Genomic DNA, 23,618 nt, shown 5'->3' with positions numbered 1-23,618 from the left:
TGCAAATACCTGAGGCTCCCGCGCCGCGCGGGGGCACATGAGGTTGCGCGCTATGGGTAACGAAAACTTCGACTTCCTTCCCGACGATCCCCAGCCGGGTCCGAGCTGGCAGCGTGCCGGCTGGCCGCTGGTCGGCGGAGCGGACGAGGACGACCTGACCCAGGCGCTCGACCCGACCGTGATGAAGGCCGCCGTCAAGGCCGCCACCGAGAAGGCCGGCGCGCCGCTTGACGAAGGTGCGCTCGAAGCCGCGGCGTCGGACTCGCTGCGCGCGATGCTGCTGATCCGCACCTACCGCGTGCGCGGCCACCTGGCGGCCGATCTCGATCCGCTGGGCCTGGCCAGCGAGGAAATCCCGGCCGATCTCTCGCCCGAATATCACGGTTTCTCGGGCGCCGCGCTCGATCGCAAGATCTTCGTCGGCGGCTTCCTCGGCCTGCAATGGTCGACTATCCGCGAGCTCGTCGCGATCCTGCGCGCCAACTACTGCGGCAAGGTCGGCCTCGAATACATGCACATCTCGGACGTGGAGGAACGCCGCTTCCTCCAGGACCGCATGGAAGGCGCCGACAAGTCGATCGACTTCACCATTCTCGGCAAGAAGGCGATCCTCCAGGCCGTCGTCCGCGGCGAGCAGTACGAGAAGTTCCTCGGCCGCAAGTACGTCGGCACCAAGCGCTTCGGCCTCGACGGCGGTGAATCGATGATCCCGGCGCTCGAAGCCGTGATCAAGCGCGGCGGCCAGATGGGCGTGCGCGAGATCGTCGTCGGCATGTCGCACCGCGGCCGCCTCAACGTCCTCGCCAATGTCATGGCCAAACCCTACCGCGTGATCTTCCACGAATTCTCGGGCGGCTCGGCCAACCCCGAGGACGTCGGCGGCTCGGGCGACGTCAAGTACCACCTCGGCACCTCGACCGACCGCGAGTTCGACGGGATCAAGGTGCACATGAGTCTTGTGCCCAACCCCTCGCACCTCGAGACGGTCGATCCCGTCGTGCTCGGCAAGGTCCGCGCCACGCTGACCATGCGCGACGACCTCGGCGAGAAGGACCAGGTTCTGCCCGTGCTGCTGCACGGCGACGCCGCCTTCGCCGGCCAGGGCATCGTCTGGGAATGCCTCGGCTTCCAGGGCATCCGCGGCTATGCCACCGGCGGCTGTCTGCACTTCATCATCAACAACCAGATCGGCTTCACCACCAGTCCGCAGTTCGCGCGCAACAGCCCCTACCCGTCGGACGTCGCCAAGGGCGTCCAGGCGCCGATCTTCCACGTCAACGGCGACGATCCCGAGGCGGTGACCTTCGCTTGCAAGCTCGCCATCGACTTCCGCCAGAAGTTCGACAAGGACGTGGTGATCGACATGTGGTGCTATCGCCGCTTCGGTCACAACGAAGGCGACGAGCCCAGCTTCACCCAGCCGCTGATGTACGCCAAGATCCGCCAGCATCCGCCGGTGTCGGAGATCTATGCCAAGCGGCTGGTCGAGGAAGGCGTGATCGACGCGGGCTACCTCGGCGAATACTCCGAGAACTTCGTCGCCACGCTCGAAACCGAGTTCGAGGCGGCCAAGAGCTACAAGCCCAACGAGGCCGACTGGTTCGCCGGGCGCTGGAGCGGCTTCAACAAGCCGAACGACCCCGAGAACGCGCGCCGCAACGTGCCCACCGGCATCGAGACCAAGCTGCTCGACAGCCTCGGCCGCACGCTGACCACGGTTCCCGAAGGGCTCGAGATCCACAAGACGCTGAACCGCGTGCTCGACGGCAAGCGCCAGGCGTTCAAGACCGGCGAAGGCTTCGACTGGGCGACCGGCGAGGCGCTGGCTTTCGGCAGCCTGATCTCCGAAGGCTACGGCGTCCGCCTGTCGGGCCAGGACTCGGGCCGCGGCACGTTCAGCCAGCGCCACGCGGTCTGGGTCGATCAGAACACCGAGAACAAGTACATTCCGCTGGCGACCGTGCCGCACGGCCGCTTCGAAGTGCTCGACAGCCCGCTTTCGGAATATGGCGTGCTCGGCTTCGAGTACGGCTATGCGATGACCGATCCCAAGACGCTGGTCTGCTGGGAAGCGCAGTTCGGCGACTTCGCCAACGGCGCACAGATCATCATCGACCAGTACATCGCCGCGGCCGAAGCCAAGTGGCTGCGCGCCAACGGCCTCGTCCTGCTGCTGCCGCACGGTTACGAGGGCCAGGGCCCCGAGCACTCGTCGGCGCGCCTGGAACGCTTCCTGCAGCTCTGCGCGCAGGACAACATCCAGGTCTGCAACATCACGACGCCGTCGAACTACTTCCACGTGCTGCGCCGGCAGATGCACCGCTCGTTCCGCAAGCCGCTGATCATCATGACGCCGAAGTCGCTGCTGCGGCATCCGCTGGCGAAGTCGGAGCTCGAGGATTTCGTCGGCCCAAGCCACTTCCGCCGCATCATGTCGGACCGCACCCCGCCGGCCGACGAGGCCGTGAAGAAGCTCGTGCTCTGCTCGGGCAAGGTCGGCTACGACCTGATGGAAGCGCGCGACGCGGCCGAGCTCAAGGACGTCACCGTGGTCCGGCTCGAACAGCTCTATCCGTTCCCCGGCGAGCCGCTGGCGCTGCGCCTGGCCAAGCTGACCAATCTTGAAGAGGTGGTCTGGTGCCAGGAAGAGCCGAAGAACCAGGGGGGCCTGGTTCTTCGTCGAGCACCTGATCGAGGACTCGCTCAAGGAAGCCAAGAGCAAGGTCCGCGCGATCCGCTATGCCGGCCGCTCGGCCAGCGCCTCGCCCGCGACCGGGCTCGCCAAGCGACACGAGGCCGAGCAGGGCGCGCTCGTCGCCGATGCGCTGGGCCTGTCGGTCCGCTCCGAAATCCGCCGCCGTTCCGGCAAGAAGTGATCGCAGGCCGTATCAGCTCAAGTCGGGCGGTCTAGGAAAGGTCCACGATGTCAAGCGAAGTCAAAGTCCCCGTTCTAGGTGAATCGGTGTCCGAGGCCACGATCGGCACCTGGCTCAAGCAGCCCGGTGAGCCGGTGAAGCTCGACGAGCCGATCGCCAGCCTCGAGACCGACAAGGTCGCGATCGACGTCATGGCCCCGGTCGCGGGCGTCATGGGCCAGCACATCGCCAAGGAAGGCGACACGGTCGCGGTCGGCGCGCTGATCGCGACGATCGAGGATGCGACCGCAGTCGCCGGCGCCGCGCCGGTCGCCCCGCGCGAGGAAAAGGCCATTCCGCCCGCCTCCGACACGCTGCCGCCGAAGGAAGCGCCCGCCGCGGCCGAAGGCGACGCCGCGGTGCTCTCCCCCTCGGTGCGCCGCGCGGTACTCGAATATGGCATCGACCCCTCGACCGTGCGCGGCACGGGCAAGGACGGCCGCCTGACCAAGGAAGACATCGTCCACGCCGCGCAGGCCAAGCAGGCCGCGCCCGCCCCGGCGGTCTCGGCCCCTGCCCCCGCGCCGACGCCAGCACCTTCGCCCGCCCCCGCGAGCGGTTCAGCCTTTGGGGGCGAGCGCCGCGAGGAACGCGTCAAGATGACGCGGCTGCGCCAGACGATCGCCAAGCGGCTCAAGAGCGCGCAGGATACCGCAGCGCTGCTGACCACGTTCAACGACGTCGACATGACCGAAGTGATCGCCGCGCGCGACCGCTACAAGGACCTGTTCGTCAAGAAGCACGGGGTGAAGCTGGGCTTCATGTCGTTCTTCGCCAAGGCGGCCTGCCTGGCGCTCAAGGACATCCCCGCGGTCAATGCCCAGATCGACGGCCCAGAAGGCGCTCAGGAGATCGTCTATTTCGACTATGTCGACCTCTCGGTCGCGGTCTCGGCGCCCAACGGACTCGTCGTGCCGGTGGTCCGCAACGTCGACAGCCTGTCCTTCGCCGACATCGAGAAGTCGATCGCCGACCTCGGCAAGCGCGCCAAGGACGGCTCCTTGACGATGGACGACATGAAGGGCGGCACTTTCACCATCTCCAACGGCGGCATCTTCGGCGGGCTCATGTCCACCCCGATCATCAACCCGCCGCAGTCGGCCGTGCTCGGCCTGCACCGGATCGAGGACCGCGCCGTGGTGCGGAACGGCGAGATCGTCATCCGCCCGATGATGTACCTGGCGCTCTCCTACGACCACCGCCTGATCGACGGCCGCGAGGCGGTGACTGCGCTCAAGACGATCAAGGAAGCGATCGAGGACCCGACGCGGCTGCTGATCGACCTCTGAGGAACCGGCCCAAAGGAACGTACCGATGCGCGGAACCCTGCTCGCTCTGCTGTGTCTCTCGCTGCCGCTGGCGGCTTGCGGGAAGAAGAGCGAACAGGCGTTCAGCGAGAAGTTCGACCAGAACTTCGTCTCGTCCTGCGTCGCCTCGGCGACGCGGACGGGCGTGCCGAACGACATTGCCGGCAAGGTCTGCGGCTGCACGATCGCCGAGATCAACAAGAAGTATTCGGCGCGCGACAAGCTGACGATGTCGGAGAGCCAGGCCAACCCGATCATGGCCGAGTGCCTGAAGACGGTGCAGCCGCCTGCTGCCAGCCCGAGCAGCTGATCGACAAGCCATGACGCCGCCCCACATCATCGAGCGCGAAGACCGCAAGACGCTGAGCCTGCTGGCTTTCGCGCTCGAAGCGTCGCGCGTCGACCGCCATCGCTGGTCCGCGACTTATGATCGCAGCGAGATCGTCCAGCCGATCGACAACTGCCTCTGCCTGTTCCGGCAGGATGGCGAGTGGCTGGTGACCTATACCGAGCGCGGCGGCTGGTTCGACATCGGCCGCTTCCCGCAGAGCACCGATGCAATCAAGTTCTTCTACACCTATCTGGTGCCCGGAACGTCGCCCTACGACTATCGCAAGAAGTGGGAAGCGCGCACCGGGCAGCAGTTTTCCATGCAAGAGTAAGCGGCGGCGGCCGACGGAGATATCATGGCTGAATACGACTACGACGTCCTCGTCATCGGTGCTGGCCCGGGCGGCTATGTCGCGGCGATCCGCGCAGCGCAGCTCGGGCTCAGGACCGCCTGTGCCGAAAGCCGCGAGACGCTGGGCGGTACCTGCCTCAACGTCGGCTGCATTCCCTCGAAGGCGCTGCTCCACGGCTCCGAACTGTTCGAGGAAGCCGCGCACGGCACGCTCGCCAAGTTCGGCGTCAAGACCAGCGGCGTCGAGCTCGACCTGCCTGCGCTGCAGGGCGAGAAGGCCAATGCGGTCAAGGACCTGACCGGCGGCGTCGCCTTCCTGTTCAAGAAGAACAAGGTCGACTGGCTGCAGGGCCACGCCGCCTTCCGCGATGCCCATACCGTCGCCGTCGCTGGCAAGACGGTGACCGCCAAGAACGTGGTCATCGCCACGGGTTCGTCGGTGACGCCGCTGCCCGGCGTCGAAGTCGACAATGCCAAGGGCCTGATCGTCGACAGCACGGGCGCGCTGGCGCTCGATCGCGTGCCCGAGCACATGGTGGTGATCGGCGGCGGCGTGATCGGGCTCGAGCTGGGTTCGGTCTGGCGCCGGCTCGGCGCCAAGGTCACCGTGGTTGAATTCCTGGACCAGCTGCTGCCCGGCATGGACGGCGAGGTCCGCAAGGAAGCCGGCAAGCTGTTCAAGAAGCAGGGCATGGAGTTCAAGCTCTCGACCAAGGTCACCAAGGCCGTGGTCAAGGGCAAGAAGGTCACGCTGACGCTCGAACCCGCCGCGGGCGGTGCAGCCGAAATGCTGGAAGCCGACTGCGTACTCGTTTCGATCGGGCGGCGGCCGAACACCGAAGGCCTCGGGCTCGATCAGATCGGGCTTGAGCTCAACAAGCGCGGCCAGATCGAAACCGGCCATGACTTCGCGACCAAGGTCCCAGGCGTCTGGGCGATTGGCGACGTCATCCCGGGCCCGATGCTCGCGCACAAGGCTGAGGACGAGGGCATCGCGGTGGCCGAGAACATCGCCGGGCAGATCGGCGTCGTGAACCACGACGTGATCCCCTCCGTAGTCTATACGATGCCCGAGATCGCCGGCGTCGGCCTGACCGAAGAGCAGGCGAAGGAAGCCATGGCCGCCAAGGGGCGCGAGGTGAAGGTCGGCAAGTTCCCGATGCTCGCCAACAGCCGCGCCAAGACCAACCGCGAGACCGATGGCTTCGTCAAGGTCATCGCCGACGCCCAGACCGACCGCGTGCTCGGCGTCTGGATGATCGCCTCGGTCGCCGGCACTATGATCGCCCAGGCCGCGCAGGCGATGGAATTCGGCGCGACCAGCGAGGACATCGCCTATACCTGCCACGCCCACCCGACGCACTCCGAAGCGGTCAAGGAAGCGGCGATGGCGGTACGCGGCAAGCCGATCCATATGTAGGCACCGGATGCGCGGGCGTTTTTCGGCGCCCGCGTTCGATTTTGATCCCGATCAAAGCCTCGCAACCAGGCGGGCGGCAGGAAGAGCCGTCCCGTTCTGGAGAAGACCATGTTCGACTTTATCGCTTCCCACTTCGAAGCGCTCGTCCTCGTCGGCTTCGGCCTGTTCGCCGCCACGCTCGGCTGCGTGACGCTCATCGCGAACGAGCCTGCGCAGCGCCCGTAGGAGCGGACCTGCGCTTCCATGCGGATGATGCTATAGGCGGCACGATGCCGCCGACCGTCCCCGCCCTCGCCGAGCTCGTCCGGGTGCTCGATCTGTCCGGCATCGCCGTCTTCGCACTGACCGGCGCGCTGCTCGCGGCGCGGCTGCGGCAGGACTTCGTTACCATGTGCTTCTTCGCACTGGTGACCGGCGTCGGCGGCGGCTCGGTGCGCGACCTGCTGATCGGTGCGCGGGTGTTCTGGATCCATGATCCGCTGGTGGCACCCGTCTGCCTCGCCGTGCCGCTGCTCGCCTGGTTCACGCCGCATGTCTGGTGGCAGGGCCGCCTGCTCGAATGGGCCGACGCCGCGGGCCTCGCCGCCTATTCGGTGCTGGGGACGGTCAAGGCGCTCGGCTATGGCGTGCCGCCCGTGGCGGCAGCACTGATGGGTGTGATCACGGCCTGCGTCGGCGGGATCATCCGCGACGTGCTCGCCGGCGAGCCGTCGATCCTGATGCGGCGCGAACTCTACGTGACAGCGGCCGCGCTGACTGCAACGTTGGCTGTGGTCGGCACACTGCTACACCTACCGGCCGCACTGGTATGGGCCTTTGCCGCGCTGGCCGGCTTCGCCCTGCGCGGCGCGGCGATGCACTGGGATCTGGCGCTACCGGTCTATGGCGGCAGGAAGGCCGATTAGAGCCCGCTGACGCTCCGCACGCGGCCATCGCCGGCGACCGAACAGGCGAAGTCGTTGCCGCCGCGGACGCGGCCCGAAACGCGCCAGCCATCGCCGTCGCGGTTGACCGCCTCGATGCTGTCGATCGAACGCGTCCCGCGCTCGACCTCGCCGACGCAGGCATCGACCGCACCGTCGACGCTGACGCCGGAGCGCCAGTTGCTGGTACCGGGGCTGTACCGGCTCGCCGGCGGCACATAGTGCTGTCCGTCATCGCGATAGTCCCGGTCGTCGCGGTAACCGTCATCCCGGTAGCCGTCGTCACGATAACCGTCGTCCGCGCGCGCCTGGCGATCCTTGTTCGACTTGCTGCTCGCGGCAGCCGCAATCGCCGCAATGCCGCCGAAGATCAGCAGTCCGGCTACGACATCGCCACCGTCGATCCCGTCGCCGTGACGATGCCATCCGCGCGCCATGGCCGGCGTGGCGGTGAGCGAAAGCGCCGCGGCTGCGGCGAGCGCAGCGGCGGCACGCGAGCGAAGAATGATCATGGCCAGCAACCCCTTGATGCCCAAGGTATCACGACTCGCACAGAGTCGCTTTCGCAAGTCTGAACCGATTGAAGGCGAAGGCAAATACCCGGTGTTAACTACGCGCCCGGTAAGACGGGACGATGGTATTGGCGCTTCCCTTCTCGCCGCTGATCGGCACGGTGCTGGCCTTGACCGCAATCGAGCGCGTCGCGCAGCGCGCGCGCAGCGACTGGTGGATCAACCTGCAGGCCTGGGCGCTGCTGCTCTTCACCGGAATCGCCGTCCACTGGCCTTTTGAGCTGCCCGCCAGCCCGTCGCTGATCGACGGTGCCGCCCTGCCCTTCTGGATCGGCTTTCCCGCCTTCCTGATCGTCAGCGACCTGGGCGAATACCTGTTCCACCGCGCGCAGCATCGCATCCCGCTGCTCTGGGCGATGCATTCGCTGCACCACTCGGACCCCGACATGTCGGCGCTGACGACGCAGCGCCATTACTGGGCCGATCCGCTGATCAAAAAGGTCACGATCTGGGCCGCGACCGCTCTGATCATCGCACCCACGCCGGAGATCGCCGGCGCCACGGGGCTGGCCTCGCTGTGGAGCTTCGTCACCCATTCGCGGCTGCGGATCGACATCGGCCGCTGGTCGTGGCTGATCAACACGCCGGCCTATCACCGCCGCCACCATTCGAGCCTGCCCGAACACTACGACAGCAACTTCGCCGCGATCTTCCCGATTTTCGACGTGATCTGCGGCAGCTATTACCGGCCCGACGGCTTCCCGCCGACCGGCCTCGCCCGCGCGCCGCAGAACATGGCCGAGCTGATCGCCTGGCCGCTCTACTACAGCCAGACCGGCGAGACGCCCGCCCAGGCCGAAGCGATCACGGCCTAACCTTCAGCCCGGTCCATTCCGCGAGGAAGGCCAGGATGTCGGCACCCTCCTCGATCGCCTTGTCGGTCGGCTTGCCCGAACCGTGGCCGGCGCGGGTCTCGATGCGGATCAGCTGCGGCCGCGTGCCCAGATGGGCCGCCTGCAGCGCCGCCGTATACTTGAAGCTGTGCCCGGGAACGACGCGGTCGTCGGTGTCGGCCGTGGTCACCAGCATGGCGGGATAGGACGTACCCGGCTTGATGTTGTGGTAGGGCGAATAGGAACGCAGAATTCGAAAATCCTTCTCGCGGTCGGGATAGCCGTAGTCGTCGACCCAGTAGCGCCCCGCGGTGAAGCGGTCGAAGCGCAGCATGTCCATGACCCCGACCTGGGCATTGGCCGCAGCGAAGAGATCGGGCCGCTGATTGACCACCGCCCCCACGAGCAGGCCGCCGTTCGAGCCGCCCTGGATCGCTAGCGCGTCCTTCGGCGTGATACCCTGGGCGATCAGGTACTCGCCCGCGGCGATGAAATCGTCGAACACGTTCTGCTTGTTGTCGAGCCGGCCGGCATCGTGCCAGTCGCGGCCATACTCGCCGCCGCCGCGCAGGTTGGCGAGCGCGAAGGCGCCGCCCGCCTCGAGCCAGGCCATGCGGATCGAGGAGAAGGCCGGCGTCAGCGCGACATCGAAGCCGCCGTAGCCGTAGAGCAGCGTCGGCACCGGCTTGCCCGCCGCGGCGATGCTCTTCTTGCGGACGATGAACATCGGCACGCGGGTGCCGTCCTTCGAAGTGTAGAAACGCTGATCGACGTCGAAATCGCGCGGATCGAAGTCCAGCTTCGGCTCGGCGAAGGGCGTGGATTCGCCGCTCGCCAGGTTCATCCGGTAGATCGTCTGCGGCCGGTTGAAGCTGGTGAAGGCATAGAAGGTCTCGGGATCGCCGGGCTTGCCGCCAAAGCCCGCGGCGGTGCCTATGCCGTTGAGCGAAATGCCGCGCACCGACTTGCCCTTGAGGTCGAAGATCAGCGCCCGGCTCGACGCGTCCTTGAGATATTGCAGGACGAGCTGGTTGCCGATGATCGTGCCCTGCTGCAGCGTCTCGGCCGACTGGTGGACGAGCTCGCGCCATTCTGGCTGCTTCGCGCCGATGTCGATCGCCATCAGTCGGTAGCGCGGCGCCTCGCTGTTGGTGACGAACCAGAGGACCGTGCCCATGCCGTCGACCAGCTTCCAGTCGTGCTCGAAGCCCTCGACCAGCGGCTTGGCTTTCCAGCCATCGCGCGAACGGCGAGCCAGATCGATCGTGTGCAGCTCATAGCGGGCATCGGTGCCCAGCGAGCTGGTGATGACGGCGATGCGGCCGTCCTGCGTCACCGCGGCGCTGTGGCCGCGCTCGGGATGATCGGGCGTCGCATAGACGAGCTGGTCCTCGGCCTGCGGGGTGCCGAGGCGGTGGAAATAGACCGTCTGGTTGTAGTTGCGCGCCTGGAAGGCCTCGCCTTCCTTCGGCGCGGGAAAGCGCGAATAGAGGAAGCCTTCCTCGCCCACCCAGGCGAGATCGGTGAACTTGGCCCAGCGGATCTCGTCGGGCAGGACCTGGCCCGAGGCGACGTCGAGCACATGCAGGATGCGCCAGTCGCTGCCGCCGTCCTGGACCGAATAGAGCAGGTACCTGCCGCCGTCCGAGGGCTTCCAGGCGTCGAGCGCGGTGGCGGCGTCTTTGGCCCAGCCATTGGGATCGAGCAGCAACCGCGGCTTGCCGCGCAGCCCCTTGCGGACATAGAGCTGCGCCTGGTTCAGCAGCCCCGAGTTGCGCGTGTAGAAATAGTTGCCCCCCGGCCTTCATCGGCAGACCGAAACGCTCATAGTCCATCAGCGCTCGGATGCGCGTCTCGAACCAGGCGTGCTGCGGCAGGCCGTCGAGATAGGCGCGGGTGACCTTATTCTCGCGCGTTACCCAGTCGGCAACTTCGGGATCGGTGCGGACGTCGTTCTCGAGCCAGCGGTAGGGATCGGCGATCTTCTCACCGAACAGGGTTTCGACGACGTCGCCGCGGCGGGTTTCCGGGTACTGGATGGATGTCATGTCCTGGGCGGATGCACCTGCGGCTAGGGTCAGCCACGCCGCAGCGAGCGGCGCGAGCGGGAACCGGGGCATCCTCTTCTCCAAATGCAAAAGCGGCCGCGAGCCTAGCACTCGCGACCGCCTTTGCAATGTCATGTCCGAGGCCGAAGCCGCAGGGAAGGATCACGCCTCGGCGAAATCCTCTTCCTCGCTGTAGACCGGACCAGAATCCTGGCCCTTGGCCGACACGTCACGGTCGACCAGCTCGATCACGGCGATCGGCGCGGCGTCCGAAGCGCGGTAGCCGGCCTTGATGATGCGGGTGTAGCCGCCGGCGCGCGAAGCGTAGCGCGGGGCGAGAACGTCGAACAGCTTCGTGAGCTGCGCATCGTCGAGCAGACGGGCGTGAGCCAGACGGCGGTTCGACAGGCCGCCGCGCTTGCCGAGCGTGATCAGCTTCTCGACGTAGGGCGCGAGTTCGCGGGCCTTCGAGACGGTGGTGGTGATCTGTTCGTGCTTGATGAGCGCCGCCGACATGTTGCGCAGAAGCGCCTTGCGGTGCGACGAGGTGCGCTGCAGCTTACGATGGCCAACCTTGTGACGCATATTCTCTACTCCGTTCGTTAAGGGCCCGTATCAGGTAGCCCAGACCAGGCAGCGCTTGAGGTGGCCGCCAAACACCTTTGCAGTTCCCACCCCGACCGTCGCCGGGGTGAGACCTTGAGCCATCAGCCGAGCAGTTCCTGCTCGAGCTTCTTGGCCATTTCTTCGATGTTCTCAGGCGGCCAGCCCGGGATGTCCATGCCGAGGCGCAGGCCCATCGACGAGAGCACTTCCTTGATCTCGTTGAGCGACTTGCGGCCGAAGTTCGGCGTGCGGAGCATCTCGGCCTCGGTCTTCTGGACCAGGTCGCCGATGTAGATGATGTTGTCGTTCTTCAGGCAGTTGGCCGAACGCACCGACAGCTCGAGCTCGTCGACCTTCTTGAGCAGGTAACGGTTGAGCTGGTTGGTGTCGCCCTCTTCCGCCGGAGCCGAAGCCGCCATGCCGATCATCGGCGAGGCACCCATCGGCGTGACGTCCTCGAAGTGGACGAACAGCGCGAGCTGATCCTGCAGGATGCGCGCGGCATAGGCCACGGCGTCCTCGGGGGTCACCGTACCGTCGGTCTCGACGGTCAGGCTCAGCTTGTCGAAGTCCAGCTCCTGGCCGATACGCGCGTTGTCGACCTTGTAGGAGACCTGGCGGACCGGCGAATAGAGCGAGTCGATCGGGATCAGGCCGATCGGCGCGTCGACCGGGCGGTTGCCCACGGCGGGGACATAGCCCTTACCGGTGTCGGCGGTGAGCTCCATGTTGAGCGTCGCACCCTCGTCGAGGTGGCAGATCACGAGGTTCTTGTTCATCACCTCCATGTCACCCGAGACGGCGATGTCACCCGCGGTGACTTCGGCCGGACCGGTCGCCGAGAGCTGGAGACGCTTCGGGCCTTCGCCCTGCATCTTGAGCGCGATCTGCTTCACGTTGAGGACGATGTCGGTCACGTCCTCGCGCACGCCGGCGAGCGACGAGAACTCGTGAAGGACGTTCTCGATCTTGATCGAGGTGATCGCCGCACCCTGCAGCGAGGAGAGCAGCACGCGGCGCAGGGCGTTGCCCAGCGTCAGGCCGAAACCGCGTTCGAGCGGCTCAGCAACGAAGGTGGCGCGGCGTTTGGGGTCGTTGCCCGCCTTCACCTCGAGGTTGTTGGGCTTCTTCAGTTCCTGCCAGTTCTTGATGTTGACAGTCATAGGTGTCCCCTAATGAATTTTGGGCCCTGGGGCATTTTGAACCGGCAGCGGCCGCGTTCCCGAATGGGTCCGCGGCCGATCCGAAATGCGGCGGAAGCGAACCTCCCGCCGTAAAGCTCGATCAGACGCGGCGGCGCTTGGAAGGCCGAACCCCGTTGTGCGGGATCGGCGTAACGTCGCGGATCGAGGTGATCGTGAAACCAACGGCCTGGAGGGCACGCAACGCGCTCTCGCGGCCCGAGCCGGGGCCCTTGACCTCGACCTCGAGGGTGCGGACGCCGTGCTCGGCGGCCTTCTTGCCGGCGTCGTCGGCAGCGACCTGCGCTGCGTACGGCGTCGACTTGCGGCTGCCCTTGAAGCCCATCATGCCGGCCGAGGACCAGCTGATCGCATTGCCCTGGGCGTCGGTGATGGTGACCATCGTGTTGTTGAAGCTGGCATTCACGTGAGCGATGCCGCTGCTGATGTTCTTGCGCTCCCGCTTTTTAATGCGCTGGGGTTCGCGTGCCATGATCGTATCCTGTCGTGTCTCGGTAAGGGAAAGCGTTCGGTTTGGAGCCGAAGCTTACTTCTTCTTGCCGGCGATGGGCTTGGCCTTGCCCTTGCGGGTGCGGGCGTTGGTGTGCGTGCGCTGGCCGCGGACCGGAAGGCCCTTGCGGTGACGCAGGCCGCGATAGCAGGCCAGGTCCATCAGACGCTTGATGTTCATCGCGGTCTCGCGGCGAAGATCGCCTTCCACCGTGTGATCGGCGTCGATCGTCTCGCGGATGTGCAGCACTTCCTGGTCGGACAGGTCCTGAACCCGGCGGCTGTGATCGATACCCAGCTTGTCGACGATCGCTTTCGCCTTGGCGGGACCGATACCGTGAATATAGGTCAGCGCGATGATCACGCGCTTGTTGGTGGGGATGTTCACCCCGGCAATACGAGCCACTTAAATCTCCATGCTCCACAGGGCTGACATCAGGTCCGAAACCGGACTGGCGCATCCCCATCTCATCGCGTTGCTCACCGACAGGAACACAAAGGCAAAAAGCCCGGTTGGCGCGCATCGAAGCAATCGCCGGCCGGACTCAACCGTTTCTGTCGAATGAAGGGCGCGCTTAAAATGATTCGCAGGCAGTGTCAACGCCGCGATGACGAAAAGCCAATGCCCGTCGAACGGCTTCGACGCAGCCCAGCTTGATGGCATTCCCATACAGGATCGCTCGGGCGAGGTCAAAGCGAGAAGCGTTGCGCTCGATGGCGGACTTAGCGGCCGCTTTCCATGCCCGGCTGCGGCTTGGGCTCCTCGCCGGGCGGCTTTGGGGCCGGTGTCTCGGCGGATGCCTTGGGGCCCAGCTTCTCGGCTAGGCGCGTCAGTTGCTCACCGATCACCTTGTCGACCGCAGGAACGATCTGCTCGGGCTTGTAGCGCATGAAGCCGCCGACGACGTATTCCCAGGTCAACCGCGTACCGCCATCGATCGGCTTGAGCGTGACGGTGAGCGTGCCCTGCAATGCCTCCGACTGCAGCGGGCCGAGCGCACCGGTCATGCGCAGCGCCTTGTCTTGGTCGACGAAGACCACACGCATGTGCTCGACGCCGCCGCGCGGGTGGAGCCAACCCTTCTCCCCCTCTCCCGGCAGCACTTCGCAGAAGCAGCCGCCGGCGCGCGCATCGAGGCTGAGGTTCTTGGCGTCGCCCGAGAAAGTGTGGACGCCGTTCCACCAGTCGGCAGGGACGACGAGCTGCTTCCAGGCGTCCGCGGGGCTGGCGGTGACTTCGGCGACATGGCGCACGACGAAGCCGTTGTCGCTGCGGGCGATGACTTCGCCGCCCGCAGGCGCGGCGAGGCACAGCGCGAGGGCGGCGATTGCGAAGCTCCGCATCTGCCCTCCCCCCGTCGTTCGAGCTAGCCGAGAATCTTTTCGATCGACTGGGTCACCGCGTCCATGTCGGCCATGCCATCGACGCGTGCGACGATGCCGCGCGCGTCATAGATCGGCAGGATCGGCGCAGTCTTGGCGCGATACTCGGCCATGCGCGTGCGTACGGTTTCCTCGTTGTCGTCAGGCCGGCGCTTGAACTCGTGGCCACCACACTTGTCGCAGGTGCCCTTGACCTTGGGCTTCTCGAACTTGTCGTGATAGCCTTTTCCGCAGGTGGCACAGGTGTAGCGGCCGGTGATGCGCTCGACGAGCGCGTCCTCGTTCACTTCGAGCTCGATCACGCTGTCAAGCTTGCGGCCACGGCCGGCCAGGATGTCGTCGAGCGAATGGGCCTGCGCGGCGGTGCGCGGATAACCGTCGAAGATCACGCCGGTTTCGGCCGGCAGGCTGGCAAGCTTCTCATCGATCATCGCCGAGACGATCTCGTCCGAAACGAGCGCACCCGAATCCATGACCTCGGCGACCTGGCGGCCAAGCGGGGTATCGGCCTTGCGGGTCTCGCGCAGCATGTCGCCCGTCGACAGCTGGACCATGCCGCGGCTTTCCACGAGCCGCTGTGCCTGGGTGCCCTTGCCCGCTCCCGGCGGGCCCAGCAGGATGATATTCACTCTTATCGCCCCTTATCTTGCTTGGCGCGTCCTAAGTCCTCTCGAGCTTAGCGCAGACGGCCCTTCAGTTTGGCTTTCTTGATGAGGTCACCATACTGATGCGCGAGCAGATGGGACTGGATCTGGGTAATCGTATCCACAGTCACGTTGACGACGATCAGCAGGCTGGTGCCGCCGGCGACGAGGAAATGCATGCCCGTCTCGGCGATGACCCATTCCGGCAGGACGCAGACGATCGTCAGGTAGGCGGCGCCGATCACCGTGATGCGGGTCAGCACGTAGTCGAGATAATTCTCGGTGTTTTTGCCCGGACGGATGCCGGGGATGAACCCGCCGTTCTTCTTGAGGTTCTCCGCGGTTTCCTCCGGGTTGAACACCACGGCGGTGTAGAAGAAGCTGAAGAAGATGATGCCCGCGGCATAGAGCAGCATGTAGACCGGCTTGCCGTGGCCCAGGTACTGGTTCAGCGCCACGACGAACTGGCCCACCTTGCTCTCGGGCGAGAGCCCGCTGCCGGCGAACTGGGTGATCGTCAGCGGCAGCAGCAGCAGCGAACTGGCGAAGATCGGCGGGATGACGCCGGCGGTGTTGAGCTTCAGCGGCAGGTGGCTGCGATCGGCCTGCATCATGCCGCGCTGGGTCGCGCGCTTGGGATACTGGATCAGCAGACGGCGCTGGGCGCGTTCCATGAAGCAGATCAGCAGAACCATGCCGATCAGCAACCCCACCATCGCGACGACGACGAAGCCGTTGACCGAACCGGTGCGGCCGCCCTCGAACAGGTTGACGAGCGACTTCGGCATCTGCGCGACGATGCCCGCCATGATGATCAGCGACGTGCCGTTGCCGATCCCACGCGAGGTTATCTGCTCACCGATCCACAGCAGGAACATGGTGCCGCCGACCAGCGAGATGATGCCCGCGACATAGAACAGCGGGCCGGGATTGACTGCGAAGCCCTGGACCTCGGCGTTCTTGAGGATGGCGAAGCCCTGGACCACGGCCAGCAGCACGGCACCGTAGCGCGAATACTGATTGAGCTTCTTGCGCCCCGAATCGCCTTCCTTCTTGAGCGCTGCCAGCGACGGGTGCAGCGACGAGGCCAGCTGCACGACGATCGAGGCGGTGATGTAGGGCATCACGCCCAGGCTGATCAGGCTGTAGTTCGACAGCGCGCCGCCCGAGAACATGTTGAAGAAGTCGAGGATGCCGCCCGCGCTGCGATCGAGGAACTGCTTCAGCGCCACGGGGTTGATCCCCGGCAGCGGCACGAAGGTCAGGAAACGGAACACGATCAGCGCACCGACCGTGAACCAGATCCGCTTCTTGAGCTCGGTCGCCTTGGAAAAGTTGGCGAGATTCAGATTGCTCGCAATATTGTCGGCGCGTGATGCCATCGGGGTGGTGAGCCTTGCATGATTGCCGGTGTGCTACCGGCTAGCCTCTGCCCATATAATGCCGAAGGGCGGATGTCGAACCCCTGACGTCCAACTTTGTCCGCGCGGCCGCAGAGGCTCTTACCGAAAAGCTTGAGGCCCCCGCTTCCGCGAGGGCCCCGATGCTTACTTGGCGGCCTTGGCGGCCTTGTTCGCCTCGCGGCGAGCGGTCTTCTTCTCGTGCTCGCTCGGCCCGGCCTCGGGCACGGTCACCGAACCGCCAGCCTTCTCGACCGCCTCGCGCGCGCCCTTCGACACGCCGGCGACCAGGAAGCTGGCCTTCGCGGTGAACTCACCCTTGGCGAGGAGGCGGACGCCGTCCTTGCCGCCGCGGGCCAGGCCAGCGGCCTTGAGCGCGGCGTGGTCGATCTCCGCCTTGGCGTCGAGCTTGCCCGCGTCGATCGCCTTCTGGACGAGGCCCAGGTTCACCTCGGCATAGTCCTTGGCGAAGATGTTGTTGAAGCCGCGCTTCGGGATACGCATGTGGAGCGGCATCTGGCCGCCCTCGAAACCGTTGACGCTGACGCCCGAACGCGCCTTGGCGCCTTTCTGGCCGCGGCCGGCGGTCTTGCCCTTGCCCGAGCCGATACCACGGCCGACGCGCATGCGGCCCTTGCGGGCGCCATCGTTGTCACGGAGTTCGTTGAGTTTGAAAGTCATGGTCGTGCACTCGCTTTCGCTTTAGTCGCGCTTGGTTGGAAAGGCGGCCCCTTAGGCGAAGCGTGGCGTGCTGTCACCCCCTTTTGACTCGTCGCCCTCGCCCGTCGCGCCCGCCCGCCGCGCGATGCGGCGGCGCCAGGCCTCGATACCGTCGTCGAGGAAGCGCACGACGACCCAGGACAGCGCCAGGGTAACCGCGATCACCGCCAGGGTCCGCAACCCTGACCGGCCCGCGAAGACGCCGGCCGCAGGAATGATCGCGGTCACGAGGAAGTGCGAGAGATAGACCGGGTAGGACAACTCGCCCACGGTCCGGTCGAGCCGCGAATGGCGGCTCCAGCCATGGATCGCCGGCAGGGCGACGGCGACCAGCAGCAGCGTGCCGATCCGCGCGGGCGAGAAGAAGGCCGCGTCCGGCCAGTCGCCACGCAGCCAGGGATAGGCGGCGAGCACGACGGGCACCGCCAGCGCCAGCAGCCGCGCCGCAGGGCGCTGCCACAGCTCGGGCCGTGCCGCCCAGGCCTTGTAGGCCAGCACGCCGGCCAGGAAGAACGCCAGTTCGAAGGGGAAGAAGCGATAAGAGTAAGGATCGCCGCTGTAGCCCATCAGCGCCGCCACGATCCGCGCCACGATCGACGCGGACATCAGCAGCGCGATCTGCCTCGCCGGCCGCCGTGCGATGAAGGGCGCGAGCGCGTAGAAATAGATCTCGAGCGCCAGCGACCAAGCCATCGGGATCAGCATGAAATGGAAGACGTCATTGCCGTCGAGTTTGAAGGGATGGCTAGTCCAGGCCAGGTGCCCGCCCTGCACCCCCAGGTGCAGCGTCAGGTCCTGCCCGGCAACGGTGAGGTTGAGCAGGCCCATGAACAGCTTCTCGGGCAGCGACACGGTATCGGTCAGATAGGGCGCGAGCGGCGAACTGCCGGTCTGGATCTGCACCGCCGCCATCACCGCCAGGTAGAGCGCGAGAAAGAACAGGTAGATCGCATAGATGCGGATCGCCCGGTTCAGGTAGAACGTACAGTTCAAGGCAGGCCGATCGTAGCGCTCGTTGAGCACAAGCCCCATGTAGAAGCCCGAGATGATGTAGAAGGCCTGGACCGCCACTGGCCCGCCAGTGAGCATGTAGCCGCCGAAGCCGCCGGTATGTCCCAGCAGCACCGCCATCGCCAGCAAGACCCGCAGCATGCCCATTGCAGGGCGATACCGCGGATATGGTTAATGAACGGCTAGCCGAAGGCCGGGATCAATTCCTCTTCTTCCTCGCGATCGCGCTGAAAGATCGTCCAGAGGCCGTTGTCGCCGAGACGCAGCGAAAAGGCGTAGGCGCCGTCCGCGATCACATCGGCTTCGCGGCAGGCAAGCCCGCCGACGATCTGGAAGACCGCCGCGGGATCGTCCGCGATGATCTCGGCGGACGAGAACGTCTGGTCGGTCGGGAAGATCCTGAAGAGGGGCATTGCGGGTCTCCTGCATCGGGCGGGAGCGCTACAAGGCGATCTCAATCGTCAGCACGCCGAGGGTTAGGCTGGCGACGGCTGACGGTACGCCAATCCCATCGCGCCGACTAATCACTAGTGACCACAGCCAACCAAAAATTTGTAAAAATGCGACAGGCCGTTGCGACGGCCCCAACGCAAAAAGCCCCGGCTTCGCCGGGGCTTTCCGTGTTGGGTCGTCGCCAGAGCGATCAGTCGATCACGGCCACCATGTGCGGCAGCTTGGCGATCGCACCGCGAACCTCGGCGGTGTCCTCGAGCTCGACGACGCGGTGCATCTTGCCGAGGCCGAGGCCGATGAGGATCTTCTTCTGCGCTTCGGGACGGCGGATCGGCGAGCCGATCTGCTTGAGCTTGATCTTTGCCATCTCGCTTACTCCGCAATCGCGTCGGCGGCGGCCTCAGCCTCCACCGCAGTGGCACCGCCGCGACCCAGCAGGTCGGCGACCTTCTTGCCGCGACGCTGGGCGACCGACTTCGGCGAGGTCTGGTTGACCAGAGCGTCGAAGGTGGCGCGGATCATGTTGTAGGGGTTCGAGGTGCCGACCGACTTGGTCACCACGTCGGCAACGCCCAGGCTCTCGAAGACGGCGCGCATCGGGCCGCCCGCGATGATGCCGGTACCGGCCGGAGCCGAACGGACGTTGACCTTGCCGGCGCCGAAGTGGCCCTTGCCGTCATGGTGCAGCGTGCGGCCTTCCTTGAGCGGAACGCGGACCATCTTCTTCTTGGCCGAAGCGGTCGCCTTGGTGATGGCCTCGGGCACTTCGCGGGCCTTGCCATGACCGAAGCCGACGCGGCCCTTGCCGTCGCCCACGACGACCAGCGCCGCGAAACCGAAGCGCTTGCCGCCCTTCACCGTCTTGGAGACGCGGTTGATGTGGACGAGCTTTTCAATGAGCTCCTCGCCGCCCTCATCCTCGCCACCACGGCCACGATTGTTGCGGTCGTCCCGGCGGCCGCCACGGCCGCCACGATCGTTGCCGCCGCCACGGTCGTTGCCGCCACGGCCACGGCCGCGACCGCCACCAGGGCCACGGCCCTCGCGGGTGTCACCACCGGCCGGCGCATCGGCCGAGACCGGCGTGTCGATCACTTCGGTGCCGTTGTTGTTTTCGTCAGCCATCATCAGAACTCCAGCCCGCCTTCACGCGCGGCGTCGGCCAGCGCCTTGACGCGGCCATGGAACAGGAAGCCGCCGCGATCGAACACGACGGAGGTCACGCCAGCCTTCTTGGCGAGCTCGGCGAGCTCCTTGCCAACCTTGGCAGCCGCCTCGGTCGTGGCGCCGGGGCCCTTGCTGCCCTTGGTCAGCGTCGATGCGTAGGCCACGGTGCGGCCTTCGCTGTCGTCGATGATCTGGGCATACATGTGGCGACCCGAACGGTGGACCGACAGGCGCGGACGCCCACCGGCACGAGCCTTCAGCGCGGTGCGAACACGCCGCTTGCGGCGATCGAACAGAGAGAGCTTGGCCATTACTTCTTCTTCCCTTCCTTGCGGAAGATGTACTCGCCGCGGTACTTGATACCCTTGCCCTTGTAGGGTTCGGGCTTGCGCCAGCGACGAATCTCGGCGGCAACCTGGCCGACCTGCTGCTTGTCGATACCGCTGATCTCGACCGTGGTGTTATCCGGGGTCTTGATCTCGATGCCTTCCGGGATCGCGAAATCGACGTCGTGGCTGTAGCCGAGCTGCAGCTTCAGGTTCTTGCCCTGGGCATTGGCGCGGTAGCCGACGCCGGTGATCAGCAGCGTCTTGGTGTAGCCCTCGGTCACGCCGGTGACGAGGTTGCTGACCAGCGTACGCTGCATGCCCCAGAACGCGCGAGCGGCCTTGGTGTCGTTCGCCGGCTTGACCAGGATACGGCCGTCTTCGACCGCATAGCTGATCTCGTCGCGCAGGTTGAGCGTCAGGGTGCCCTTGGGGCCCTTTACGGTCAGCTTGCCATCGGCGATGTCCGCGGTCACGCCCGCGGGCACCGGAACCGGTACTTTACCGATGCGGCTCATCAGAACACCTCCGCAAGCACTTCGCCGCCGACGTTCTGGGCGCGTGCTTCGGCATCCGAGAGCACGCCCTTGGGCGTCGAGACGATGGTGATGCCAAGGCCGTTACGGATCACCGGAAGTTCCTTGGAACCCGAGTAGACGCGGCGGCCCGGCTTGGAGACGCGAGCGACGTGCTTGATCGCCGGCTCGCCTTCGAAATACTTCAGCTCGATGCGCAGCTGCGGGTGGAGGCCGGTGGCGTCCTCGCTGTAGCCGCGGATATAGCCTTCCCGCTGCAGCACTTCGAGCACGCGGGCGCGCAGCTTCGAAGCCGGCGAGAGGATCGTGTCCTTCTTCGCCCGCTGGCCATTGCGGATGCGGGTGAGCATATCACCCAGGGGATCGGTCAGTGCCATCGCTTTTCCTTACCAGCTCGACTTGGTCAGACCGGGGATAAGGCCCTTGTTGCCCTTATCCCGCAGCTCGATCCTGCACAGGCCGAACTTGCGATAATAGCCGCGCGGGCGGCCGGTGGTGGCGCAGCGGTTGCGCACCCGGGTCGGGTTAGCGTTACGCGGGATCTCAGCCAGCTTCAGACGCGCAATGAGACGCTCGGTATCGTCGAGCGATTCATCGTCGGCCTGGGCCTTGAGAGCCGCATACTTCGCGGCATACTTCTTAACGAGCTTCTTGCGACGCTCATTCTTGTTGATCGAACTCAGTTTCGCCATGGACTTAAGCTCTCTTCTTCAAAGCTTCACTTACGCGGCCTGCTGCTGTTCAGCAGCATCCAGCGGGAACGGGAAACCGAACAGGCGGAGCAGCTCGCGCGCTTCGTCGTCGGTCTTTGCGGTGGTGGTCACGATGATATCCATGCCGCGCACCTTTTCGATCTGGTCGTAGCTGATCTCGGTGAAGATGATCTGCTCCTTGAGACCCATCGCGTAGTTGCCACGCCCGTCGAAGCTCTTCGGGTTCAGGCCGCGAAAGTCGCGGATGCGGGGCATGGCCACGGTGATCAGGCGGTCGAGGAATTCGTACATGCGTTCACGGCGCAGGGTGACCTTGCAACCGATCGCCATGCCCTCGCGCAGCTTGAACTGCGCGATCGACTTCTTCGCCTTGGTGACGACGGGCTTCTGGCCCGCGATCAGCTGCATTTCCTCGACGGCCGTGGTGACCTTCTTGCGGTCCTGCGTGCCTTCGCCGACGCCCATGTTGAGCGTGATCTTCTCGATCTTCGGCACTTCCATCGCGTTCTTGTAACCGAACTTCTCGGTCATCGCGGCGACGATCTGATCGTCGTACTTCTTCCGCATGCGCGGAACGTAATTGTCAGCCATCGATCGTCTCCCCGGACTTGACGGCCACGCGGACCTTCTTTCCGTCCTTGGTTTCGAAACGGACGCGGGTCGCCTTGCCGTCCTTGGGGTCGGCCAGGCTCACCTTCGAGATGTGCATCGGAGCCTCGCGGCGGTCGATGCCACCCTGCGGGTTGTCCTGGGTCGGCTTGCGGTGGCGCGTGGCGACGTTGATGCCGGCAACCAGCACCTTCTCGTCCTTGGGGAGCACCTGCAGGACGGTGCCGGTACGGCCCTTGTCCTTGCCCGAACGGATGACGACGGAGTCACCCTTCTTGATCTTGGCGGCAGCCATCACAGCACCTCCGGCGCGAGCGAAATGATCTTCATGAAGCCGCGGCCGCGCAGTTCGCGCACCACCGGCCCGAAGATACGAGTGCCGATCGGCTCTTCGTTCTTGTTGATCAGCACGGCAGCGTTGCTGTCGAAGCGGATCACCGAGCCATCGGCGCGGCGCACGTCCTTGCGGGTACGCACGATCACGGCGCGGTGAACGTCGCCCTTCTTCACGCGAGCACGGGGCTGCGCTTCCTTGATCGACACCACGATGATGTCGCCGACGCCGGCAAAACGACGCTTCGACCCGCCCAGCACCTTGATGCACTGGACGCGCTTGGCGCCGCTGTTGTCCGCGACGTCGAGATTGGATTGCATCTGGATCATCGATCCGGTTCCTTCTCAGTCGGCTTGCCGGAACCAGTCCGGCAGTTCCAAAAATCTAGCTCAGACGTCCGCTTCGACGGCGGCAGTCTTGCCGGCCGTGACGCGATCGATGACCTTCCACGTCTTCAGCTTCGACATCGGGCGGGTCTCTTCGATCCGCACGGTCTCGCCGGCCTTGTACGTGTTGTCCTCGTCGTGGGCGTGGTACTTCTTCGAGCGGCGGATGATCTTCCCGTACATCGGGTGCTTCACCTTGCGCTCGACGCGGACCACGACGGTCTTGTCGGTCTTGTCGGAAACCACGGTCCCGATCAGAATACGCTTGGGCATCGTAGTCTCCTTACGCCTTGGGCGACTGAGTGCGCTCAGTCTGCAGCGTCTTGATACGGGCGATGTCGCGGCGCACTTCCTTGATGCGTGCCGGACGTTCGAGCTGGTTCGTCGCGGCCTGGAAGCGCAGGTTGAACGCCTCACGCTTCAGCTCGGCGAGGTCACCCTGCAGCTGATCGTCGCTCTTCACGCGCAGGTCTTCGACCTTGTTGGAGTTCTTGGCGGCCATCATTCGGCTCCCAGGTGCGAGGTGTCGCCAAGACGGGCGACGACCTTGGTCTTGATCGGCAGCTTCATCGCGGCGCGCTGGAACGCAACAGCGGCGAGCGGACCGGGAACGCCGTCGAGCTCGAACAGGATGCGGCCCGGCTTGACGCGGGCAGCCCAGTACTCGATCGCACCCTTGCCCTTGCCCTGGCGGACTTCGGCGGGCTTCTTCGTCACCGGCACGTCGGGGAAGACGCGAATCCAGAGACGGCCCTGGCGCTTGATGTGACGCGTGATCGCGCGGCGGGCCGCTTCGATCTGGCGGGCGGTGATCCGCTCGGGCTCCATGGCCTTGAGGCCATAGGAACCGAAGTTCAGATCGGTGCCGCCCTTGGCATCGCCCTTGATCCGGCCCTTGAAGGCCTTGCGGAACTTGGTTTTCTTAGGTTGCAGCATGAC

At 65.6% G+C, this 23,618-nt stretch carries 29 protein-coding genes and 2 pseudogenes; 7 read left to right on the top strand and 24 right to left on the bottom strand.

Annotation, left to right across the window (positions count from 1 at the left end; genetic code table 11):
* Positions 1–52: 52 nt before the first annotated feature.
* The 6 genes and pseudogenes from KRR38_RS29675 to KRR38_RS29650 all read left to right on the top strand — a co-directional run bounded on the left by KRR38_RS29675 (position 53) and on the right by KRR38_RS29650 (position 7,229).
* Positions 53–2,876, top strand: a pseudogene (locus tag KRR38_RS29675) (2-oxoglutarate dehydrogenase E1 component).
* Positions 2,877–2,923: 47 nt separating this feature from the next.
* The gene (odhB, locus tag KRR38_RS29670; RefSeq protein WP_217406983.1) at positions 2,924–4,204 is read left to right on the top strand and encodes a 2-oxoglutarate dehydrogenase complex dihydrolipoyllysine-residue succinyltransferase; all 1,281 of its coding nucleotides are present in this window, start codon (positions 2,924–2,926) and stop codon (positions 4,202–4,204) included.
* 25 nt (positions 4,205–4,229) lie between these two features.
* Positions 4,230–4,532 (top strand): hypothetical protein, encoded by a 303-nt coding sequence (locus KRR38_RS29665; RefSeq protein WP_217406982.1) that lies wholly within the window; start codon positions 4,230–4,232, stop codon positions 4,530–4,532.
* A 10-nt stretch (positions 4,533–4,542) separates the two neighbouring features.
* A complete protein-coding gene (locus tag KRR38_RS29660; protein WP_217406981.1) occupies positions 4,543–4,884 on the top strand; it encodes a hypothetical protein in 342 nt (113 codons plus the stop codon).
* A gap of 24 nt (positions 4,885–4,908) precedes the next feature.
* Positions 4,909–6,324 (top strand): dihydrolipoyl dehydrogenase, encoded by a 1,416-nt coding sequence (gene lpdA, locus KRR38_RS29655; protein WP_217406980.1) that lies wholly within the window; start codon positions 4,909–4,911, stop codon positions 6,322–6,324.
* Between the two features lie 269 nt (positions 6,325–6,593).
* Complete coding sequence (locus KRR38_RS29650; protein WP_217406979.1) at positions 6,594–7,229, top strand: trimeric intracellular cation channel family protein; 636 nt, start codon at positions 6,594–6,596, stop codon at positions 7,227–7,229.
* Here the strand turns inward: KRR38_RS29650 and KRR38_RS29645 are convergent.
* Complete coding sequence (locus KRR38_RS29645; protein ID WP_217406978.1) at positions 7,226–7,759, bottom strand: hypothetical protein; 534 nt, start codon at positions 7,757–7,759, stop codon at positions 7,226–7,228. The genes KRR38_RS29650 and KRR38_RS29645 overlap by 4 nt on opposite strands.
* Positions 7,760–7,881: 122 nt before the next feature.
* Here KRR38_RS29645 and KRR38_RS29640 point away from each other — a divergent pair, with 122 nt between their 5' ends.
* A complete protein-coding gene (locus KRR38_RS29640; RefSeq protein WP_217406977.1) occupies positions 7,882–8,634 on the top strand; it encodes a sterol desaturase family protein in 753 nt (250 codons plus the stop codon).
* Here the strand turns inward: KRR38_RS29640 and KRR38_RS29635 are convergent.
* From KRR38_RS29635 to rplP, 23 genes and pseudogenes are all read right to left on the bottom strand, one after another.
* A pseudogene (locus tag KRR38_RS29635) lies at positions 8,624–10,772 on the bottom strand (prolyl oligopeptidase family protein). The gene KRR38_RS29640 and the pseudogene KRR38_RS29635 overlap by 11 nt on opposite strands.
* A gap of 90 nt (positions 10,773–10,862) precedes the next feature.
* A complete protein-coding gene (rplQ, locus tag KRR38_RS29630) occupies positions 10,863–11,285 on the bottom strand; it encodes a 50S ribosomal protein L17 (protein WP_217406976.1) in 423 nt (140 codons plus the stop codon).
* A 122-nt stretch (positions 11,286–11,407) separates the two neighbouring features.
* On the bottom strand, positions 11,408–12,469 hold the full coding sequence (locus tag KRR38_RS29625) for a DNA-directed RNA polymerase subunit alpha (protein ID WP_217406975.1): 1,062 nt from the start codon (positions 12,467–12,469) through the stop codon (positions 11,408–11,410).
* 121 nt (positions 12,470–12,590) lie between these two features.
* Positions 12,591–12,980 (bottom strand): 30S ribosomal protein S11, encoded by a 390-nt coding sequence (gene rpsK, locus KRR38_RS29620; protein WP_217406974.1) that lies wholly within the window; start codon positions 12,978–12,980, stop codon positions 12,591–12,593.
* A gap of 54 nt (positions 12,981–13,034) precedes the next feature.
* Entirely contained in the window at positions 13,035–13,403 is a 369-nt protein-coding gene (gene rpsM, locus KRR38_RS29615) for a 30S ribosomal protein S13 (protein ID WP_217406973.1), read from the bottom strand.
* A gap of 317 nt (positions 13,404–13,720) precedes the next feature.
* The gene (locus KRR38_RS29610) at positions 13,721–14,341 is read right to left on the bottom strand and encodes an SRPBCC family protein (RefSeq protein WP_217406972.1); all 621 of its coding nucleotides are present in this window, start codon (positions 14,339–14,341) and stop codon (positions 13,721–13,723) included.
* Between the two features lie 23 nt (positions 14,342–14,364).
* Positions 14,365–15,009, bottom strand: coding sequence for an adenylate kinase (locus KRR38_RS29605; protein WP_217406971.1), 645 nt, complete (start codon positions 15,007–15,009; stop codon positions 14,365–14,367).
* Positions 15,010–15,056: 47 nt separating this feature from the next.
* Positions 15,057–16,406 (bottom strand): preprotein translocase subunit SecY, encoded by a 1,350-nt coding sequence (secY, locus tag KRR38_RS29600; RefSeq protein ID WP_217406970.1) that lies wholly within the window; start codon positions 16,404–16,406, stop codon positions 15,057–15,059.
* 165 nt (positions 16,407–16,571) lie between these two features.
* Entirely contained in the window at positions 16,572–17,105 is a 534-nt protein-coding gene (rplO, locus tag KRR38_RS29595) for a 50S ribosomal protein L15 (RefSeq protein WP_217406969.1), read from the bottom strand.
* Positions 17,106–17,156: 51 nt separating this feature from the next.
* Positions 17,157–18,296, bottom strand: coding sequence for an acyltransferase (locus KRR38_RS29590; RefSeq protein ID WP_217406968.1), 1,140 nt, complete (start codon positions 18,294–18,296; stop codon positions 17,157–17,159).
* Between the two features lie 41 nt (positions 18,297–18,337).
* A complete protein-coding gene (locus tag KRR38_RS29585) occupies positions 18,338–18,568 on the bottom strand; it encodes a hypothetical protein (RefSeq protein ID WP_217406967.1) in 231 nt (76 codons plus the stop codon).
* A 230-nt stretch (positions 18,569–18,798) separates the two neighbouring features.
* Positions 18,799–18,975: a 50S ribosomal protein L30 gene (gene rpmD / locus KRR38_RS29580; RefSeq protein ID WP_217406966.1), complete on the bottom strand. Its 177-nt coding sequence runs from the start codon at positions 18,973–18,975 to the stop codon at positions 18,799–18,801.
* A 5-nt stretch (positions 18,976–18,980) separates the two neighbouring features.
* Positions 18,981–19,733, bottom strand: a complete 753-nt coding sequence (rpsE, locus tag KRR38_RS29575) for a 30S ribosomal protein S5 (RefSeq protein ID WP_254515033.1) — start codon at positions 19,731–19,733, stop codon at positions 18,981–18,983.
* 2 nt (positions 19,734–19,735) lie between these two features.
* Positions 19,736–20,086, bottom strand: a complete 351-nt coding sequence (gene rplR / locus KRR38_RS29570; RefSeq protein WP_217406965.1) for a 50S ribosomal protein L18 — start codon at positions 20,084–20,086, stop codon at positions 19,736–19,738.
* Positions 20,086–20,619, bottom strand: coding sequence for a 50S ribosomal protein L6 (gene rplF / locus KRR38_RS29565; RefSeq protein ID WP_217406964.1), 534 nt, complete (start codon positions 20,617–20,619; stop codon positions 20,086–20,088). Before rplF ends, rplR begins: the two co-directional genes overlap by 1 nt.
* Complete coding sequence (rpsH, locus tag KRR38_RS29560; protein WP_217406963.1) at positions 20,619–21,014, bottom strand: 30S ribosomal protein S8; 396 nt, start codon at positions 21,012–21,014, stop codon at positions 20,619–20,621. Before rpsH ends, rplF begins: the two co-directional genes overlap by 1 nt.
* A gap of 9 nt (positions 21,015–21,023) precedes the next feature.
* Positions 21,024–21,329: a 30S ribosomal protein S14 gene (rpsN, locus tag KRR38_RS29555; RefSeq protein ID WP_217406962.1), complete on the bottom strand. Its 306-nt coding sequence runs from the start codon at positions 21,327–21,329 to the stop codon at positions 21,024–21,026.
* A gap of 30 nt (positions 21,330–21,359) precedes the next feature.
* The gene (gene rplE / locus KRR38_RS29550) at positions 21,360–21,941 is read right to left on the bottom strand and encodes a 50S ribosomal protein L5 (RefSeq protein ID WP_217406961.1); all 582 of its coding nucleotides are present in this window, start codon (positions 21,939–21,941) and stop codon (positions 21,360–21,362) included.
* A complete protein-coding gene (rplX, locus tag KRR38_RS29545; protein WP_217406960.1) occupies positions 21,934–22,254 on the bottom strand; it encodes a 50S ribosomal protein L24 in 321 nt (106 codons plus the stop codon). The genes rplE and rplX overlap by 8 nt, the downstream gene beginning before the upstream one ends.
* Positions 22,254–22,622 carry a 50S ribosomal protein L14 gene (rplN, locus tag KRR38_RS29540; protein ID WP_217406959.1) on the bottom strand — a complete coding sequence of 123 codons (369 nt, stop codon included), beginning with the start codon at positions 22,620–22,622 and terminating at the stop codon, positions 22,254–22,256. The genes rplX and rplN overlap by 1 nt, the downstream gene beginning before the upstream one ends.
* Before the next feature lie 60 nt (positions 22,623–22,682).
* Positions 22,683–22,952, bottom strand: a complete 270-nt coding sequence (gene rpsQ, locus KRR38_RS29535) for a 30S ribosomal protein S17 (protein ID WP_217406958.1) — start codon at positions 22,950–22,952, stop codon at positions 22,683–22,685.
* A gap of 10 nt (positions 22,953–22,962) precedes the next feature.
* On the bottom strand, positions 22,963–23,181 hold the full coding sequence (rpmC, locus tag KRR38_RS29530) for a 50S ribosomal protein L29 (protein ID WP_375293445.1): 219 nt from the start codon (positions 23,179–23,181) through the stop codon (positions 22,963–22,965).
* The gene (gene rplP, locus KRR38_RS29525) at positions 23,181–23,615 is read right to left on the bottom strand and encodes a 50S ribosomal protein L16 (RefSeq protein ID WP_217406956.1); all 435 of its coding nucleotides are present in this window, start codon (positions 23,613–23,615) and stop codon (positions 23,181–23,183) included. The genes rpmC and rplP overlap by 1 nt, the downstream gene beginning before the upstream one ends.
* Between the last annotated feature and the right edge of the window lie 3 nt (positions 23,616–23,618).

Origin of the sequence: Novosphingobium sp. G106 (genome assembly GCF_019075875.1) — a bacterium.
GTDB lineage: Bacteria > Pseudomonadota > Alphaproteobacteria > Sphingomonadales > Sphingomonadaceae > Novosphingobium.
The sequence above is the reverse complement of the archived record's forward strand: the minus strand, read 5'-3'. Positions and strand labels throughout refer to the sequence as shown.